Here is a 14,841-nt window from a genome sequence, read left to right on the forward strand (position 1 = left end):
GATCGGGGAAACGGGATCGGCGTTCCATGATGGCCTCCTCCTCCTGATACGCGCGAACTCCAGGGAGGTTTCCCGCCTGATCTTCGCCCCGTCCGTGGAAGAGGACAAAAAAAAGCCCCGGCCGAAGCCGGGGCGTGAGTGAAGCCGGTACGATCAGTAGCGGCTGCGGGAGTACCCGCCGCGGGACGCGCCGGCGGCGCCGCCGCGATTCTCCATCGGGCGCGCCTCGTTGACCGTGAGAGCGCGGCCGCCGAAGTCCTGGCCGTTCAAGGCCGACATCGCGTTGCGCGCTTCGTCGTCGTTGGAGAACTCGACGAATCCGAACCCCTTCGGCCGTCCGGTCTCCCGGTCGGTGATGAGGCGGACGGACTCGGGCGTTCCGTATCCGGCGAAGAGGTCCCGAATCTGGTCCTCGCTGACGCTGAAGGGAAGGTTTCCGACATAGAGCTTCATGAGATTGTCCTTTACCTGCCGGATCCAATCCGGCGTGAAATCATTACCGCAAAATTTTCGGCGGGGACTCGCGGCGAAGACGACCCGACGTTTTCTTCGGTATCGTCGGATTCTGCTGCGAAGAGACGAAGGCGAGCGATCGAAGAAATGGCAGTGTACCCGAACCCTCGCGGAAAAGCAAGCCTGCCAGCAGGTTGCTGAAAAAGGGTCCGTGGCGGGGTTGCGAGCGCCCGCGGGCTCGAATGTAAGACGCCGCGCCGAAGGCGATGCCGGGCATCGTCTCGGCGCGGCAACGAAGCAGGCGAGCCCGCGCCGCCGCAACCTTCTGGTGGCGCGAGTTTTGCCGTTCGCGCGTTGTAAAGATCCGGCGCTCGGCGTCGTCGTGCTGAGGCGCCGCGCCATCCTGCGAACGATCAGCAAGACTCGTGACACGCCGCCCGGGTTCGTTTTTCAGCAGCCTGCTAGGCTTCGTCGGCCGTCGGCCCGTAGATCGGGGGCACCGGGACGCCGAGCAGGCGCAGGTAGACGGCGAGCTGGCCGCGGTGATGATACGAGTGATTCAGGAGCACGGTTCGGAGGAAGGCGTGCTTGGGCAGATGGGCCATCGTCACGTCGCCCCGGCGAAACAGGAACTTCTTCTCCAGATCCTCGTCGGAGAGCTTCGAAAGAGCTTCGCGCGCCGATTCGAGGCCCGCCGTGAAGGCCGCGACGATCGCCCCGGTCGAATCGGGAAGCGGCGGCTGCCGCACGACCATCACGTCCGCCTCCTCGTGGGACGCCATCGCGGCGATCCTCGCGGGAAGCGCCGCGAGGTGCCAGGCGAGATCCCCGATCGAGCGCGAGCGCGGATGCGGCTTCCAGTCGAGCTTGTCCGAGGGAACGCGCCCGAGGACCTTCTTCGTCGTCTCTCCTTCGCGGAGCATTTCTCGAACGATGGCGTCGATTTTCGGCATGGGGCCTCCCGTTGCCATTCTTACCCGAAAAGCGGGTGCCGCGGATCAGCCGGGAGGGCCGGGCCCATCGAAGACCTCCCGGATGGCCCGCTCGCGATAATCGAAGATGCGGCGAAGCTGCGGGCCGACCCAGAAGGCGTGGGCGATTCGCCCGAGAACTCCGAAGGGCAGCTCGTATTCGATGCGGTCGCGCATCCGGACCCCGTCTCCCACCGCGGCGAAAGCATGCGTGTGAGTCCAGGAGCGGTACGGCCCGCGCTCCTGGACGTCGGAGAACGAGCGGCCCTCGTCCCAGGACGTGATGAGCGTCGTCCAGCCCACGGGGATACCGAGCAGCCGGATCGTGTATCGCATGCGGTCGCCGGCCCGGAGCTTGCGGTCCGGCGCCTCGACGATCCGGAAGCGCATCGCAGGGGGCGTGAGCCGCGCGAGGTTCCGCGGATCCGAGAAGAAGTCGAAGACGGACGCCAGAGGAGCGCGGACGAGCGTCGTTCGTTCCAGGAGCACGCCTCTTCCTATCACCGACCCCGCCCTTTCCGCCGACGTTACGCTCCCGGCGTGCCGGAAGAGCGCGCGACCGTCGTTTCGCGGCGTCGCGCGACGCCGCCCCCGCCTCCCATCCCGGGCCGCATTTCCTGCTGGTGAGCCCGCGGACGGCGGCCTCGCGGCGGCGCGCTGGAGAACTTCGTTTTCCGGTTGCTCGCGCTCGTGGCGCTCCCGGAGAACGGAAAGCACTGCTTCGGCGAACACCCGCGCGGCGCGGCCCGGCGCGCCCGGGACCGCCCGTCCGCGTGCGCGCGAGATCTCGCTGCTCCTCGGGGTCGTTCAGGACGCGAGCGGGCGACGAAAGCGCGGCGCCGCGCCGGCGGGCCGGCGAAATTCGAAGCCGATGCGCTGAGACCGGCCGCCCGCGCGTCCGGGAGAGGTCACCTCGGCGACACTTCGGCGGGCCTCTCGGCGGGCGTTTCGACGACGCGGAGCGGCGGGCGGCCGCCGGGCGGCGCCGTGAAGAACGCGGTCTGCGAACGGGATGGCGGGCACGAGACGTGCTCGGCCTCGACCCACCATGCCATCCGCCCGTCCGCGCGCGTCGTGAGACGCGTCGTCGCGGCGTTGACCGTCGCCGCGAGGCGGGACGGCGCGCCGTCGGAGGAGGTCCAGATCCGGTAGCCGTTGACGCCCGGTCCTCCGCCGCTCCACTTCAGCGTCACGAGGTGGCCCGTGACGGTCTCTTCCAGCGCCGGCTCCAGCAGCGCCGCCCGCGCGGGGAAGCAGACCGGTTCGCCGACGTACAGGTCGTGGTCGGCGAAGTCGGTGTGCCCGTCCCAGTAGGCGAGGTTGAAGAGCCGCGATTCCAGGAAGCCGTACGCGACCTTCCCGCCCCTTTCGGCGCGGACGATCGCCGTCACGTTGGAGCCGCCGAAGTGATGGACGATCTTTCCGTCGGCCGAGAAGGGGCAGCGGCCGACGAGGACCCGGCCGCCGGCGTCCGTGTGGAGATCGAGGTCGGGGACGTCGTCGTAGTACTTCGTGATGAAATGCCCGGGCACTCCTGTCGCCTGATAGACACGGACGTCGGCGTCGGGGATCGGGTGGCCGTTCGCGTCGCGGATCGTCAGCCGGTTCTGCGCGGGGAGGTCGTTTAAGAACGATCCTTCGTTGTCCGGGTCGTTCGAGCTCCCCTCGATCGCGCGGTGGTGAGCGATGAAGTTCAGCGCGATCGCGCTCACGCGGTCGACGAACGAGTAGTCCTGGTTCATGAGGCCCTGCTCGGGCGTGAAGTGGACGTATCCGCCCGATTCCGGCATCAGCGGCGTCCCGGCGACCGGAACGCCTCCTTCCGTGATGGCGACCTCGCTCCCGTCCGACAGCCCGGTCCAGACGTTCCAGCCGTAGACGTCGACGAGGTACCGGGCGTGGCCGAGCTCGTGAATGAGCGACCCGGAGAGATAGAACGAGTTCTGGTCTCCGACGGTACGGAAATCGTCGAAGTACGCGGTTCCGGTCGAGGGGAAGCCCCACTCGAGGTCGACGGTTCGATCGGAGGTGTCCGGATGCGTCGACCCGTTCGGCTGGCCGTCCATCTGTCCTTCGTTCGGGAGCGGAACGAGCGGGAGCGCTCCGTCGGGAACGACGACGATCTCGTCGATCCGGAAACGGTCGAGCACGCCCTGCTGCGTCTCGGGGAAGATCGCGAGCGGCGCCATCTCGTTGAAGCGGTCGACGTGGCGCTCGACCCAGTCCTCGAATCCGGTCGAGCCGATCCCGAGCTCGGGCTGGTGCTGTCGCATGAAGTCGTACATCCCCTGCTCGACCCAGAAGCCGGTCGAGATCGCGTCGGTGAAGATCGTCAGCGCGTTCTCGCCGTCGCCGTCGATTGTGAACGTCACCCGGTGACGGTCGAAGGTCCACGTCCAGGGGAGCGCGAGCTCGGTGTACGCCGCGGGCGGGAGATCGACCGTGCCGGAAGCGATGGTCACGCCGTCGATGCTCCACCGGTAGGGCAGTGTCCGCGCCCGGTCCTTCCAGTTGCGGACGTGCGCGACCCACGAGACGCTCTGTCCGGGCGCCGGCCACCCGTCGCGGTCGGGATGCGGGCTGTCCCGCACCCAGTCCATTTTCGGCGTCCGGCCGATCCACCCGACGGTGATGTCGGGATCCTTGTCCGCACGCGTGGTCGCGGGCAAGAGAAGGAAAGCGGCGAGGAGGACGGCGAGGCGCGGCATCGAAGGACGTTCCCGTCCATTAGAGCAGATCCGCCGTCCGGCAATGCGCGGATCGCAGGATTTCGACAGCGCCTACGGCTCGGCGATCGGCGTGCCCTGCGCCGCGACGAGCCGCCAGCGGCCTTCCTCGACGACGAACACGTGCGTGTAGCGGCTCTTGACGGAAAACGGTTCCCCGGCCATCTCGCCCGACATCGCGGTGCGGCCCGTCACGATCGCCGTCGTGCCGTGGACGCGCACGCGCGTTTCCGCCGGCTCGATCTTCTCGAAGGAGACCTGCCCCGTGCGCATCGCGCCGAGAAACGCTTCCTTGGCGACTTCGGACCCGCGCGCGATGTCGATCATGAGGAAATCGGGCGCGAGGAGGTCGTCGAGCGCGCCGAGGTTCCCCGCGATCAGGGCGGAAAAGAAACGTCGGTCGGCGTCGGCGGGCTCGTCGGCCATGCCGGAAATATACCGCGGGAGCGCCGCCGTCCGGCGCTCCCGCGGGAAGTCTTCACTTCTTGTGATGCAGCGCCACGTCCTGGATGCGTCCCTCGCTGGCGTAGTTCAACGTCTCGACATCCTGGATGTAGTCGCGGAGCGCGTCGCATTCGAGATACGTCGTCTGCAGAACGTTCGTCGCATCGATCCCGAGATAACCGAGGAGGGCGGCCGATCCGTCGTTGACAGTCACGGAATAGGTCCCCGAGAAATCGATCGGGTCTCCGCCGACGCGAATCGACTCGAGGAGCACGCGTTCGCCCGGATCTCGGCGCGAATCGTACTGAAATGTCATCCCCGAGGTCTGGAGGAAAAAGTCATCGTTGACGCCGAGCTGGGAGAGGGTGATTTCGAGGACGGTCACGAGCTGTTCGGCCGTCAGGTCGAGGGTCACGAGGTGGAAACCCAGCCCGGTCGGCGGATCGTATCCGTAGCTCACGGCGTGGAAGACATCCGCGCCCACGATCGGTCCGGCCCAGATCTTTTCCGAGATCCAGCCGTCTGCCGTCGGACCGATCGACGTATCGGTCTTCGCCCGGTAGGCATCGGTGTTGAGATTGCCGAGGGCGCTGTCGCGGTCGGCGCCCTTCGGCGGCGGAGATAGTCGAGATGCGTCGCAGCGTAACCGACTTGGGTTCCATAGAAATCCTGGTCGCCATAGTCGGAAACGATGACGGTTTTCCGACGGTCGACGAATTCCGGGATGCCCGGGTCGGACGCGACCGTCGCGTCGAGGGGGATCATCTGGTACGTGTCGACTCCGTCCGTGAACGTCAGCTTGCCCATGTCGAGGTAGTGCGAACCGGGTTGGAAAATGAGCGTCGTCGTGTCGTCCGGGCTCGTGACGCCGACGGGCTTCTTGAAGAGGAAATGATCGTGGCCTCCGATGCTTTCACCATTTTCGCCGGACGGGAGCCGAAAGGGCGCGAATGCGTCATGCGCAAGGCTCGGGGATTGGTTAGATTCGTAAAGTGCACGAGTATTTCGAGCACGCCGCCGACGTCGGCGTTCGGGGTTTCGGAGAATCGCCGGCGGATGCCTTCGCGGGCGCCGCGACCGGATTGTTCCTTCTGATCGACGCCGATCTCGATTCCGTCCGGCCGGAAGTCCAGGAGAGCTTCGAACTGGAAGCGCCGGACCTCGAGGCGCTCCTCGTCGCGTACCTGAACGAGCTGATCTCGCTCTTCGACGGCCGGCGGATCCTCTTCTCCCGCTTTCACGTCCGGATCGACGAGGAGCGCCAACGAGGAATCTTTCGACTCCGATGCGAGGCGGCGGGGGAGCCGTTCGACCCGGCCCGGCACCACGGCGTCGTCGAGCCGAAAGGGGCGACGTACACCGCCGCGCGCGTCGCGCGGTCCGACGGGCGCTGGCTCGCCCAGTGCGTCGTGGACGTCTAGCGGAAGGGGGCCAGAGATGGCAACGTCGATCGCGGCCGCCGTCGTCGGCGGGTTCACGGAAGTCGAAACGAACGTGTGGGAGCTCCCTCCGACGGGCGCGATGCGCGTGCCGGGGCGCATCTACGCGAGCCGCGCTCTCGTCGAGGCGCTCGACGAGAAGGTCCGGGAGCAGGTGGCGCACGTCGCTTCGCTTCCCGGGATCGTCGGCGCCTCCTACGCGATGCCCGACGCGCACTGGGGATACGGCTTTCCGATCGGCGGCGTCGCGGCGTTCGATCCCGAGCAGGGAGGAATCATCTCGGCCGGCGGCGTCGGCTTCGACATTTCGTGCGGCGTGCGGACATACCGCACGGGACTCAAGGCCGTCGATCTCGGCGAAAAGCTCGAGACGCTCGCGCACGACCTCTACCGCACGGTGCCCGCCGGGATCGGCTCGCAAGGCGCCATCCGCCTCGACGACGCCGAGCTCGACCAGATGCTTCTGGGCGGCGCGCGCTGGGCCGTCGAAAGAGGATGGGGCGAGGCGTCGGACCTGCCGCGCGTCGAGGAGCGCGGGTGCATGGCGGGCGCCAACCCGGGGGCGGTGAGCCGGCGCGCGCGGGATCGCCAGCACAGCGAGGTCGGCACGCTCGGGTCGGGAAATCACTACCTGGAGCTCCAGGCCGTCGACAAGGTCTTCGACGCGGCCGCCGCGGCGGCTTTCGGAGTGGAGTCCGGAGACCTCCTCGCGACGATCCATTGCGGCTCGCGCGGGCTCGGCCATCAGATCGGCACGGAGTTCATGCAGTCGCTCGCCGCCGCCGCCCCGCGGTACGGGATCGCGCTGCCGGATCGCGAGCTCGCGTGCGCGCCGATCCGCTCTCCGGAAGGGGAGCGATATCTCGGCGCGATGCGGGCGGCGATCAACTGTGCGTTCGCCAACCGGGAGGTGATCGGGTCGCTCGTGCGGAAGGTCTTCGCCCGGCACTTCCCGTCGGCGCGGGTCACGCTCCTCTACGACGTGTCCCACAACACGTGCAAGGCCGAGGAGCACGTGGTCGCCGGCGTTTCGCGGAAGCTCTTCGTCCACCGGAAGGGCGCGACCCGCGCGTTCGGCCCCGGCCATCCGGACCTGCCCGACGAATACAAAGCGACGGGCCAGCCGGTCCTGATCGGTGGGACGATGGGAACGTACTCCTTCATCCTCGCCGGCACGCGGGAGTCCGAGTCCCGCGCGTTTTCCTCGTCGTGCCACGGCGCGGGACGGAAGATGAGCCGCACGCAGGCGAAGAAGCTCTGGCAGGGAAAGGCGCTGATCCGGGAGCTCGGCGCCGGCGGGATCGTGATCAAGGCGCACAGCGCGGCCGGCGCGGCCGAAGAGGCGCCCGGCGCCTACAAGGACGTCGAGGAGGTCGCCGCGGTCGCCGAGGCGGTCGGGCTGTCGAAGCGCGTCGCGCGGGTCCGGCCGATCGCCTGCGTCAAAGGATGAGCTCGCGCGGCCGGCGGGCACGCGGGATGGAGGAGGCGAGCGCAATAGCGGGTCCTGTCACGCGGCCGCCCTCCGTGCCCGGCCGGCGCGGGTGCGGATCGGGTTACAGGGACGGTGCGCGGCGGCCGGGTCCCGGAGGGACGGTCGCGCGCCACCCGCTGCCGCTCGCGGCGAGAGATCGCGAACCCGCGGTGGACGCTCGCTCGAAGAGTCGGATGGAGGCGCCGCTTCGCGGCGCGGCAGGATGAGCTCGCGCGGCCGGCGGCAGACGAGACCGCGCGGCTCGGCCGCGCCGCCGAGCAGCCTCTCCCCTGGGGAGAGGAAGGCCGCCGCAGGCGGCCAGTCAGCCCCTTTCCCGCTCCGGCCAGAGAACGGTGTAGTCCGAGCCGCAGGCGGGGCAGACCACGTATCCGTCGATCCGTCCGTCCTCGCAGAGCGCGTCGAATTCCGATTCGTCGACCGGATCGGCGTCCGGTTCTCCCTTGCTCGCCGCGCAGACGCGGGAGCAGTAAAGCGTTCCATCGCGTCCGAGATAGCCGATCGGTATTGTCGCTTCCATGGCGTCCTCCCGGGAATCAGGGTACGCCGAGGAGCTCTCCCGCCGGTGATGCGTCTGGATCACCGGATTGGCACGGTCTTCGCTCTACGTCTCATCGGCCCGTCAAGGAGGACAACGATGAAGCTCTTGAAGAACGGTCGCCGTCCGATCTGCGCCTGCGGGAATCCCCGATGCCCACTTCCGAGACTCGAGGCGATCCTCAGAATCGGGAGCCGCCTCCCGCGGTCCGTCGCGTCCGCGGCGCCGCGGCCCTCTTCCTCGCAGACGCTCTCGGCCGCCTGACCCTCTCCCGACCCCGTGCCGCGTGCGCGCGGCACGGGTGCGCTTCGCTTTCGCCTCTCTCGCTATAATCGCGCCAACCCGGAAACGACAATTCCGTTGGAGGCAAAATGCATCGAGAGTGGCGAGGTCTGTTGGCGGCGGGGGTCGCTCTGATCCTCGGCGGCGTCGGGTGCGCTACTGCCCCGGCCACCGGCCGCAGCAGCGGATCGGTGCCGGCGGCGGCCGCGAATCACGGGACCGAAGCGCCGCCCGCGGATTCCGCGGCGGCGGAATTTCCTCCCGATCCCTTCCCCTCCACGTACGTTGCGCTTCCGTCGAAGACGACCGTCATCCGGCACGCGCACGTCTACACGGGAACCGGCGGCGAGCTCGTGTCGGGGGACGTGCTGATGCGCGACGGAAAGATCGCGGCCGTCGGCGAGCGCGTCGACGCGCCGGCCGACGCGGTCGCGATCGACGGCAGCGGGAAGTTCGTCACGCCCGGGATCATCGACGTCCATTCGCACCTCGGCGTCTATCCCTCCCCGCAGGTCGACGCGCTCGCCAACGGCAACGAGCTGACCAATCCCGATACCGCGGAGGTGCGGGCGGAAAACTCGGTCTGGCCGCAGGACGAGGGGTTCAACGCGGCGCGGGCCGGCGGCGTGACGACGCTCGAGATCCTCCCCGGCTCCGGGAACCTCATCGGAGGCCTCTCCGTCGTGCTGAAGAACGTGCCCTCCCGCACCGTCGAAGGGATGAAGTTTCCCGGCGCTCCCTACGGCCTCAAGATGGCATGCGGCGAGAACCCGAAGCGCGTCTACGGCTCGCGCAAGCAGTTCCCGTCGACGGAGATGGGCAACGTCGCCGGCTATCGCCAGGCCTGGGCGGATGCGCAGGACTACGACGCGAAATGGAAGGCCTGGGAGAAGGAGAAGAAGGGCGCGCCGCCCAGGCGCGACCTCCGGCTGGAGACGCTCGCGGGCGTTCTCGCCGGGCGCATCCGCGTCCAGATGCACTGCTACCGCTGCGACGAGATGGCGACGATGCTCGAGGTCGCGAAGGAATTCCACTACCACATCGCCGCCTTCCATCACGCGGTCGAGGCGTACAAGCTCCCGGACCTCCTCAAGGCGAGCGGCACCTGCGCCGCCATGTGGGCCGACTGGTGGGGGTTCAAGATCGAGGCCTGGGACGGCATCGTCGAGAACCTCCCGATGGTCGACGCCGGAGGCGCCTGCGCGATGATCCATTCCGACTCGGAGAGCGGGATCCAGCGGCTGAACCAGGAAGTCGCGAAGGCCTGGGGCGCCGGCCGCCGCGCGGGGCTCGACATTCCGGAGGCGCGCGCGATCGCCTGGATGACCTCGAATCCCGCGAAGGCGCTCGGGATCGACGACCGAACCGGATCGCTCGCTCCCGGGAAGATGGCGGACGTCGTGCTGTGGAGCGCCGATCCGTTCAGCGTCTACGCGAAAGCGGAGAAGGTCTTCGTCGACGGCGCGCTGGTGTACGACCGGGAGGACCCGGTGCGCCAGCCGGAATCCGATTTCTCGCTCGGGAGCCTTCCGCGGGGAGGAAGCCGATGAAGATCGCGGGCCTCGCCGTCTCGGCCCTGTTCGTCGGGGCCGCAACACTCTCCGCGCAGACGTACGCGATCACCGGCGCGACGGTCCACACGCTCGGCCCGGCGGGGACGATCGAACGGGGCACGGTGGTCATTCGCGGCGGAAAGATCGCGGCCGTCGGAGCTTCGGTCCCCGTGCCGGCCGACGCCATCCGGATCGACGCGGCCGGAAAGATCGTCACGCCCGGGCTCTTCGATCCGAAGAGCCGTTTCGGCGTCGAGGAGGTCTCCGGGGTCCGGGAGACCCGCGACGACGCCGTGAAGGGGAAGGAATTCACGGCCGCGCTCGACATCGCCCCCGCGATCAACCCGCGGTCGATGCTGATCCCGGTCAACCGGATCGCCGGCGTGACGACGGCCGCCGTCGCGCCGTCGGTGACCGAAGGAGGGACGATCGTCGCCGGGCGCGGCGCGATCATCACCCTGGGCTCGACCGACCGCTACCTGTTGAAGGACCCCGCCGCCATGTACGTCACGCTCGGCGAGAGCGGGTCGAAGCTCGCCGGCGGCTCGCGGGCCGCGGCGATCCTCTACCTGCGCGAGGCGCTCCAGGACGCGAAGGACTACCTCGCCCACCGGGCCGCGTACGACGAGGCGCGCCGCCGCCGCTACCGGCTCGATCGCCTCGACCTCGCCGCGTTCGAGCCGGTCCTGAAGCGCGAAATCCCGATGGTCGTCTCCGTCGAGCGGGCGAGCGACATCGAAGCGGCCCTCGCGCTCGCGCGGGAGTTCGGAATCTCGCTCGTCGTCGACGGCGCGGCGGAAGGATGGATGGTCGCCGGCGATCTCGCGCGGGCGGGCGTCCCGGCCATCCTCCAGCCGCTCGAGGATCTTCCGGCGTCGTTCGAAACGCTCGGCGCGACGCTCGAGAACGCGGCGCGGCTCGCGAAGGCCGGAGTCGTCGTCGCCTTCGAGACGGGGGACTCGCACAACGCGCGCAACCTCACGCAGCTCGCCGGGAACGCGGTCGCCTACGGGCTCCCGTACGAGGAAGCGCTCGCGGCGATCACGTCGAACCCGGCGAAGATCTACGGAATGGCCGGGCGCACGGGAACGCTCGAACCGGGGAAGACGGCCGACGTCGTCATATGGTCGGGAGACCCCCTCGAAGTGACGTCCGCGCCCACTCAGGTTTTCATCGAAGGAAGGAAGATCCGCATGACGAGCCGTCAGACGCTGCTCCGCGAACGCTACATGGAGCGTCTGCGGGGCCAGGGCGTCCTCCCGCCGGAATACACGAAGCCGGACGAGAAGCCGTGAGCGGCCGTCGAGCGCGCGTTTTCTCACTGGCGGCGCGCGCGTGCGTGGCCATCGCCGTGGTCGCCGCCGGGGCGGCGTCCGCGGCGACCTACACGGTCACGACGACGGCGGACTCGGGCGCGGGGTCGCTCCGCCAGGCGATCACCAACGCGAACGGCCACGCGGGCGCGGACGTCATCGCTTTCGCCGTCCCCGGAACCGGCGTTCACACGATCGCTCCGCTCTCGGAGCTGCCGGCGGTGACCGACACGGTCACGATCGACGGTTACACGCAACCCGGCAGTCATCCGAACACGCTGGCGGGCGGCGATGACGGCCTCCTCCGCGTCGACCTCTCCGGTGTCGCCGCGCCCGCGGGAGCCGAGGGGCTCGTCCTGCAACACGACGGATGCATCGTCCGCGGCCTCGCCATCCACGGCTTCCATCCGGAGAACGGGTCGAGCGGAGGGGACGGGATCGTCGTGAACGCGAACGGATGCATTATCGCGGGGAATTTCGTGGGAACCGATCCTTCGGGCGTGGTCGCGGACGGCAACACGGAGGCAATCTCCATTTCCGGCAACGCCAACCGCGTCGGCGGCCTGTCGACGGCCGACCGCAACCTGATTGTCGCGAGCGTCAACGCCGTCGGGGTGCGGGCTTCCGGCGACGCTACCGTGATCCAGGGCAACTTCATCGGCCTGGACGCGACCGGCTACGGCGACCTCGGCAACCGCGGCGCGGGGATCTTCATCGGGGGTCAGACCGCCACGATCGGAGGGACGAATCCCGCCGCCGCCAACGCGATCGCCTTCAATGGGGGCGCGGTCATCGTTCCGGACGGCGCGAGCGCCGGAATCGCGATCCTCCGAAACGCGATCTTCGGCAACCAGACGAACTCCCGCGGCATGGGAGGAATCGACCTCGGCTACGACGGCCTCACCGGCAACGACGCCTGCGACGGCGACACGGGCGCCAACGGTCTCCAGAACTCTCCCGTCCTGACGTCGGCGGTTTCGGACTCCGGCACGGTCGACCTCGCGTTCACGCTGAATTCCGAGCCTTCGACGCCGTATCGGGTGGAGTTCTTCGCGAGCCACGAGTGCGACTCGTCGGGATCCGGCCAGGGGCAGTATTTCATCGGGGCGGTGACCGCGATGACGGACGCCGGGTGCAACGTTTCCGCGACCGCGCACCTGCCGGTCTGCCTGGAGGGACAGTTCGTGATCACGGCCACCGCGACGAACCCCGCGGTGGGGACGTCGGAGTTCTCCTCGTGTCTCCCGCTCACGGTCGCCGCGGGCACGAACTGCCGGACGATCATCCCGGCGCCCCCCCCGGCGGCTCGCGTCGTCCACGGCCGCGACTGAGGGAGAACCGGCGGCGTCCGTTTTCGTAGAACCGTTCAGGGAGGCGGGACATGGCGCTTCAACGGTCGCGCACGGACAAGATGATCGCCGGAGTCTGCGGGGGGATCGCGAAGTCGGCGGGCTGGGACCCGACGCTCGTGCGGGTCCTCTACGTTCTGCTCTCGATTCTCTCCGCCGCGTTCCCCGGAATTCTCGTGTACATCATTCTGTGGATCGTGATGCCGAAGGAGCCTCTGGGAAGCCTTTGACGCGCGGCGATGCATCGAGCCGGGCGGGCGCGTGCCGCCCGCCCGCGGCACTCGCCGTACGCCGCCGGTACGACTCGGCCGCGGGCCGGGCGACCCGCATTCCGCCGGGCTCGCGCCTCACCGCGCTTTCGTTGAAATAAGCGCTCTTTCGGGCTCACGAGCCAGGGTGACCCCGCCGCTCTGTCGGTTGGGATGGAGTGGAAGCGCGGCCAGACGTGTTGGAAGACGCGCGCGGGCGACCGGGCCGGCGGGCAAGGCGTACCGGGGCGTACGTTGCGCCCGCCGGCCGGCCGCCCGCGTCCCGTATAACGACGCGTATGGTCCGCGCGCCTATCTATTCCTACCCGGTCTTTCGCAAGACTTGCGACGACTCGTCGTCCACGAACAGCCGCAGCATGTCGAAGCTCGTCACGATCCCGGCGATCGATTCGCCGTCCCGCACGATCACCCGGTGGATGTGGTCCTGGAGCATCAGGCGCGCGATGCGGGAGACCGGCATGTCGCGGCCGACCGAGATCACGATCGGGGTCATGATGTCCGCGACGGTCAGCGTCTCTTCCTCGATCCGCAGCCCGCGGATCGCCTCGAGCGAGGATCGGTTCTCGAACGCGCGCCGGTAATAGGAGGAGGGGTCCTCCCCGTCCTTGCGTCCCGCGCGATCGACGCTCACGACGTCGGTCTCCGAAACGACGCCGACCGGCCGGCCGTGGCGATCGATGACGGGGGCGCCCGATATCTCGTGCTCCGTCAGGAAGAGAGCGAGATCCCGGACGAGCATCTCCTCGCGCACGGTCAGCACATCCGGATTCATGATGTCCTCGGCAAGCCAGGGTGTCATGGGCCTCTCCTCCGGTCGATCTTGTGCCCCGGACGGGCAATCCGGCTTGATGCAATCGCACCACCGCCACCCGCCGCCGCGAACGGGGCGCTCGGGGGCGATCAAACGTCAGCCAATCCCCTCTCCGGATCGAGGGGTCGGGAGGGGCGAGCCTTGACCGGCGTCCGGAAACCGATCGACCGCTCCGGCGGCCCTGATGCAGACGCTTCATGCCGGCGCGCTCCCCGCGGCGCACCATGGTCTGCGGGAGGCTCCGATGATCGAGGTCAGGTTTCCGGGCGGTCTCGCGGTGGATGCGGCGGTGAACGGATTCGTGGTGCCGACCGACCAGCCGCCGACTCACGGAGGCGGGGGAACCGCTCCCTCGCCCTTCGACCTCTTTCTCGTCTCGATCGCGGCGTGCGCCGGCTATTACGCGCTCCGGTTCTGCCAGGAGCGGGGTCTTTCGACCCGCGGGCTGCGCCTGTCACTCGAGACCGAACGGGACGACGCGCACAAGAAGGTCGCGAGAATCCGAATCGCGATCGACCTGCCGGAAGGTTTTCCGGAGAGATACCGCGCGGCCATGCTCCGTTCCGTCAACCAGTGCAGCGTGAAGCGCCACCTCGAAGAGCCTCCCCTCTTCGAGCTTTCCGCTCGCCTGCCGGCCGGTCCCACCGCGGCCGAGCACGAGCTGACCCTCTCGTCGGTCTGAGGACTCGCCCCCGCCGGAGGGGAAATTTCGCCGTTTCCTCCGCTGTTGGGAGAAGATCCCAAGAGGAGGACGCATGAAGACCGCCGCGATGCTGGTTTGTCTGCTGCTCGCCGCGTCCGCGGCGCGGGCGGGAGAGATCTACGGAACGCTGAGCGACGAGGGAAAGCCCGTCGGGGCGGGGACGACCCTGCGGCTGGCGTGCGGAGAGGCCGCCGTCGAAGCGAAGACCGACGCCTACGGCTCATACTCCCTGAAAGTGACCGCGACCGGAAAATGCGCGCTGTCGGTCCCTTCCCTTCCCGGGGCGCCCTCTCTGCCGGTCACGGTGTACGAGAAGTCGGCCCGCTACGATCTCGCGGTCGGGCGTTCGGGCGGCAAGGTCACGCTCTCCCGGAAGTAACCATGCCCGAGCTCCGCGAGCGCGACCGCTGGGACAAGGCCGAGATCGTCCTGAGGCCCCTGGGGGGGCTCCTCACGGCGCTCGCGGTCGCGATCGTCGGCTTCTGGACCTCGAGCTACCTG

Annotated in this window: 16 protein-coding genes; 8 read left to right on the top strand and 8 right to left on the bottom strand. The window is 68.7% G+C overall.

The window, feature by feature from the left end; genetic code table 11:
* Nucleotides 1-153 precede the first annotated feature (153 nt).
* The 6 genes from VKH46_01000 to VKH46_01025 form a co-directional block, all read right to left on the bottom strand.
* On the bottom strand, nt 154-453 hold the full coding sequence (locus VKH46_01000; GenBank protein ID HKB69389.1) for an RNA-binding protein: 300 nt from the start codon (nt 451-453) through the stop codon (nt 154-156).
* Between the two features lie 461 nt (nt 454-914).
* Nucleotides 915-1,406 carry a DinB family protein gene (locus VKH46_01005; protein HKB69390.1) on the bottom strand — a complete coding sequence of 164 codons (492 nt, stop codon included), beginning with the start codon at nt 1,404-1,406 and terminating at the stop codon, nt 915-917.
* Between the two features lie 45 nt (nt 1,407-1,451).
* Nucleotides 1,452-1,913 carry an SRPBCC family protein gene (locus VKH46_01010; protein HKB69391.1) on the bottom strand — a complete coding sequence of 154 codons (462 nt, stop codon included), beginning with the start codon at nt 1,911-1,913 and terminating at the stop codon, nt 1,452-1,454.
* Between the two features lie 419 nt (nt 1,914-2,332).
* The gene (locus tag VKH46_01015; protein HKB69392.1) at nt 2,333-4,132 is read right to left on the bottom strand and encodes a hypothetical protein; all 1,800 of its coding nucleotides are present in this window, start codon (nt 4,130-4,132) and stop codon (nt 2,333-2,335) included.
* A 72-nt stretch (nt 4,133-4,204) separates the two neighbouring features.
* Complete coding sequence (locus tag VKH46_01020) at nt 4,205-4,576, bottom strand: nuclear transport factor 2 family protein (protein HKB69393.1); 372 nt, start codon at nt 4,574-4,576, stop codon at nt 4,205-4,207.
* Nucleotides 4,577-4,628: 52 nt separating this feature from the next.
* The gene (locus VKH46_01025; GenBank protein ID HKB69394.1) at nt 4,629-5,312 is read right to left on the bottom strand and encodes a 5'-nucleotidase; all 684 of its coding nucleotides are present in this window, start codon (nt 5,310-5,312) and stop codon (nt 4,629-4,631) included.
* A gap of 274 nt (nt 5,313-5,586) precedes the next feature.
* Here VKH46_01025 and VKH46_01030 point away from each other — a divergent pair, with 274 nt between their 5' ends.
* A complete protein-coding gene (locus VKH46_01030; GenBank protein HKB69395.1) occupies nt 5,587-6,015 on the top strand; it encodes an archease in 429 nt (142 codons plus the stop codon).
* Between the two features lie 16 nt (nt 6,016-6,031).
* Nucleotides 6,032-7,483: an RtcB family protein gene (locus VKH46_01035; protein ID HKB69396.1), complete on the top strand. Its 1,452-nt coding sequence runs from the start codon at nt 6,032-6,034 to the stop codon at nt 7,481-7,483.
* A gap of 343 nt (nt 7,484-7,826) precedes the next feature.
* Here the strand turns inward: VKH46_01035 and VKH46_01040 are convergent, their stop codons facing one another.
* On the bottom strand, nt 7,827-8,042 hold the full coding sequence (locus VKH46_01040; protein ID HKB69397.1) for a hypothetical protein: 216 nt from the start codon (nt 8,040-8,042) through the stop codon (nt 7,827-7,829).
* A 389-nt stretch (nt 8,043-8,431) separates the two neighbouring features.
* On the opposite strand from VKH46_01040, the gene VKH46_01045 reads away from it, so the two are divergent.
* The 4 genes from VKH46_01045 to VKH46_01060 are packed head-to-tail and all read left to right on the top strand — an operon-like array spanning nt 8,432 to nt 12,787.
* Nucleotides 8,432-9,892, top strand: coding sequence for an amidohydrolase (locus VKH46_01045; protein HKB69398.1), 1,461 nt, complete (start codon nt 8,432-8,434; stop codon nt 9,890-9,892).
* On the top strand, nt 9,889-11,190 hold the full coding sequence (locus tag VKH46_01050; GenBank protein ID HKB69399.1) for an amidohydrolase family protein: 1,302 nt from the start codon (nt 9,889-9,891) through the stop codon (nt 11,188-11,190). Before VKH46_01045 ends, VKH46_01050 begins: the two co-directional genes overlap by 4 nt.
* The gene (locus VKH46_01055) at nt 11,187-12,539 is read left to right on the top strand and encodes a hypothetical protein (GenBank protein ID HKB69400.1); all 1,353 of its coding nucleotides are present in this window, start codon (nt 11,187-11,189) and stop codon (nt 12,537-12,539) included. Before VKH46_01050 ends, VKH46_01055 begins: the two co-directional genes overlap by 4 nt.
* A 50-nt stretch (nt 12,540-12,589) precedes the next feature.
* A complete protein-coding gene (locus VKH46_01060; protein ID HKB69401.1) occupies nt 12,590-12,787 on the top strand; it encodes a PspC domain-containing protein in 198 nt (65 codons plus the stop codon).
* A 340-nt stretch (nt 12,788-13,127) separates the two neighbouring features.
* Here the strand turns inward: VKH46_01060 and VKH46_01065 are convergent, their stop codons facing one another.
* Nucleotides 13,128-13,625, bottom strand: a complete 498-nt coding sequence (locus VKH46_01065; GenBank protein ID HKB69402.1) for a CBS domain-containing protein — start codon at nt 13,623-13,625, stop codon at nt 13,128-13,130.
* 256 nt (nt 13,626-13,881) lie between these two features.
* Between VKH46_01065 and VKH46_01070 the strand changes: the two genes are divergently transcribed.
* Complete coding sequence (locus VKH46_01070; GenBank protein ID HKB69403.1) at nt 13,882-14,319, top strand: OsmC family protein; 438 nt, start codon at nt 13,882-13,884, stop codon at nt 14,317-14,319.
* 73 nt (nt 14,320-14,392) lie between these two features.
* Nucleotides 14,393-14,719: a hypothetical protein gene (locus VKH46_01075; GenBank protein ID HKB69404.1), complete on the top strand. Its 327-nt coding sequence runs from the start codon at nt 14,393-14,395 to the stop codon at nt 14,717-14,719.
* Nucleotides 14,720-14,841: the final 122 nt, after the last annotated feature.

Source organism: Thermoanaerobaculia bacterium (assembly GCA_035260525.1).
Taxonomy (GTDB): Bacteria; Acidobacteriota; Thermoanaerobaculia; order UBA5066; family DATFVB01; genus DATFVB01.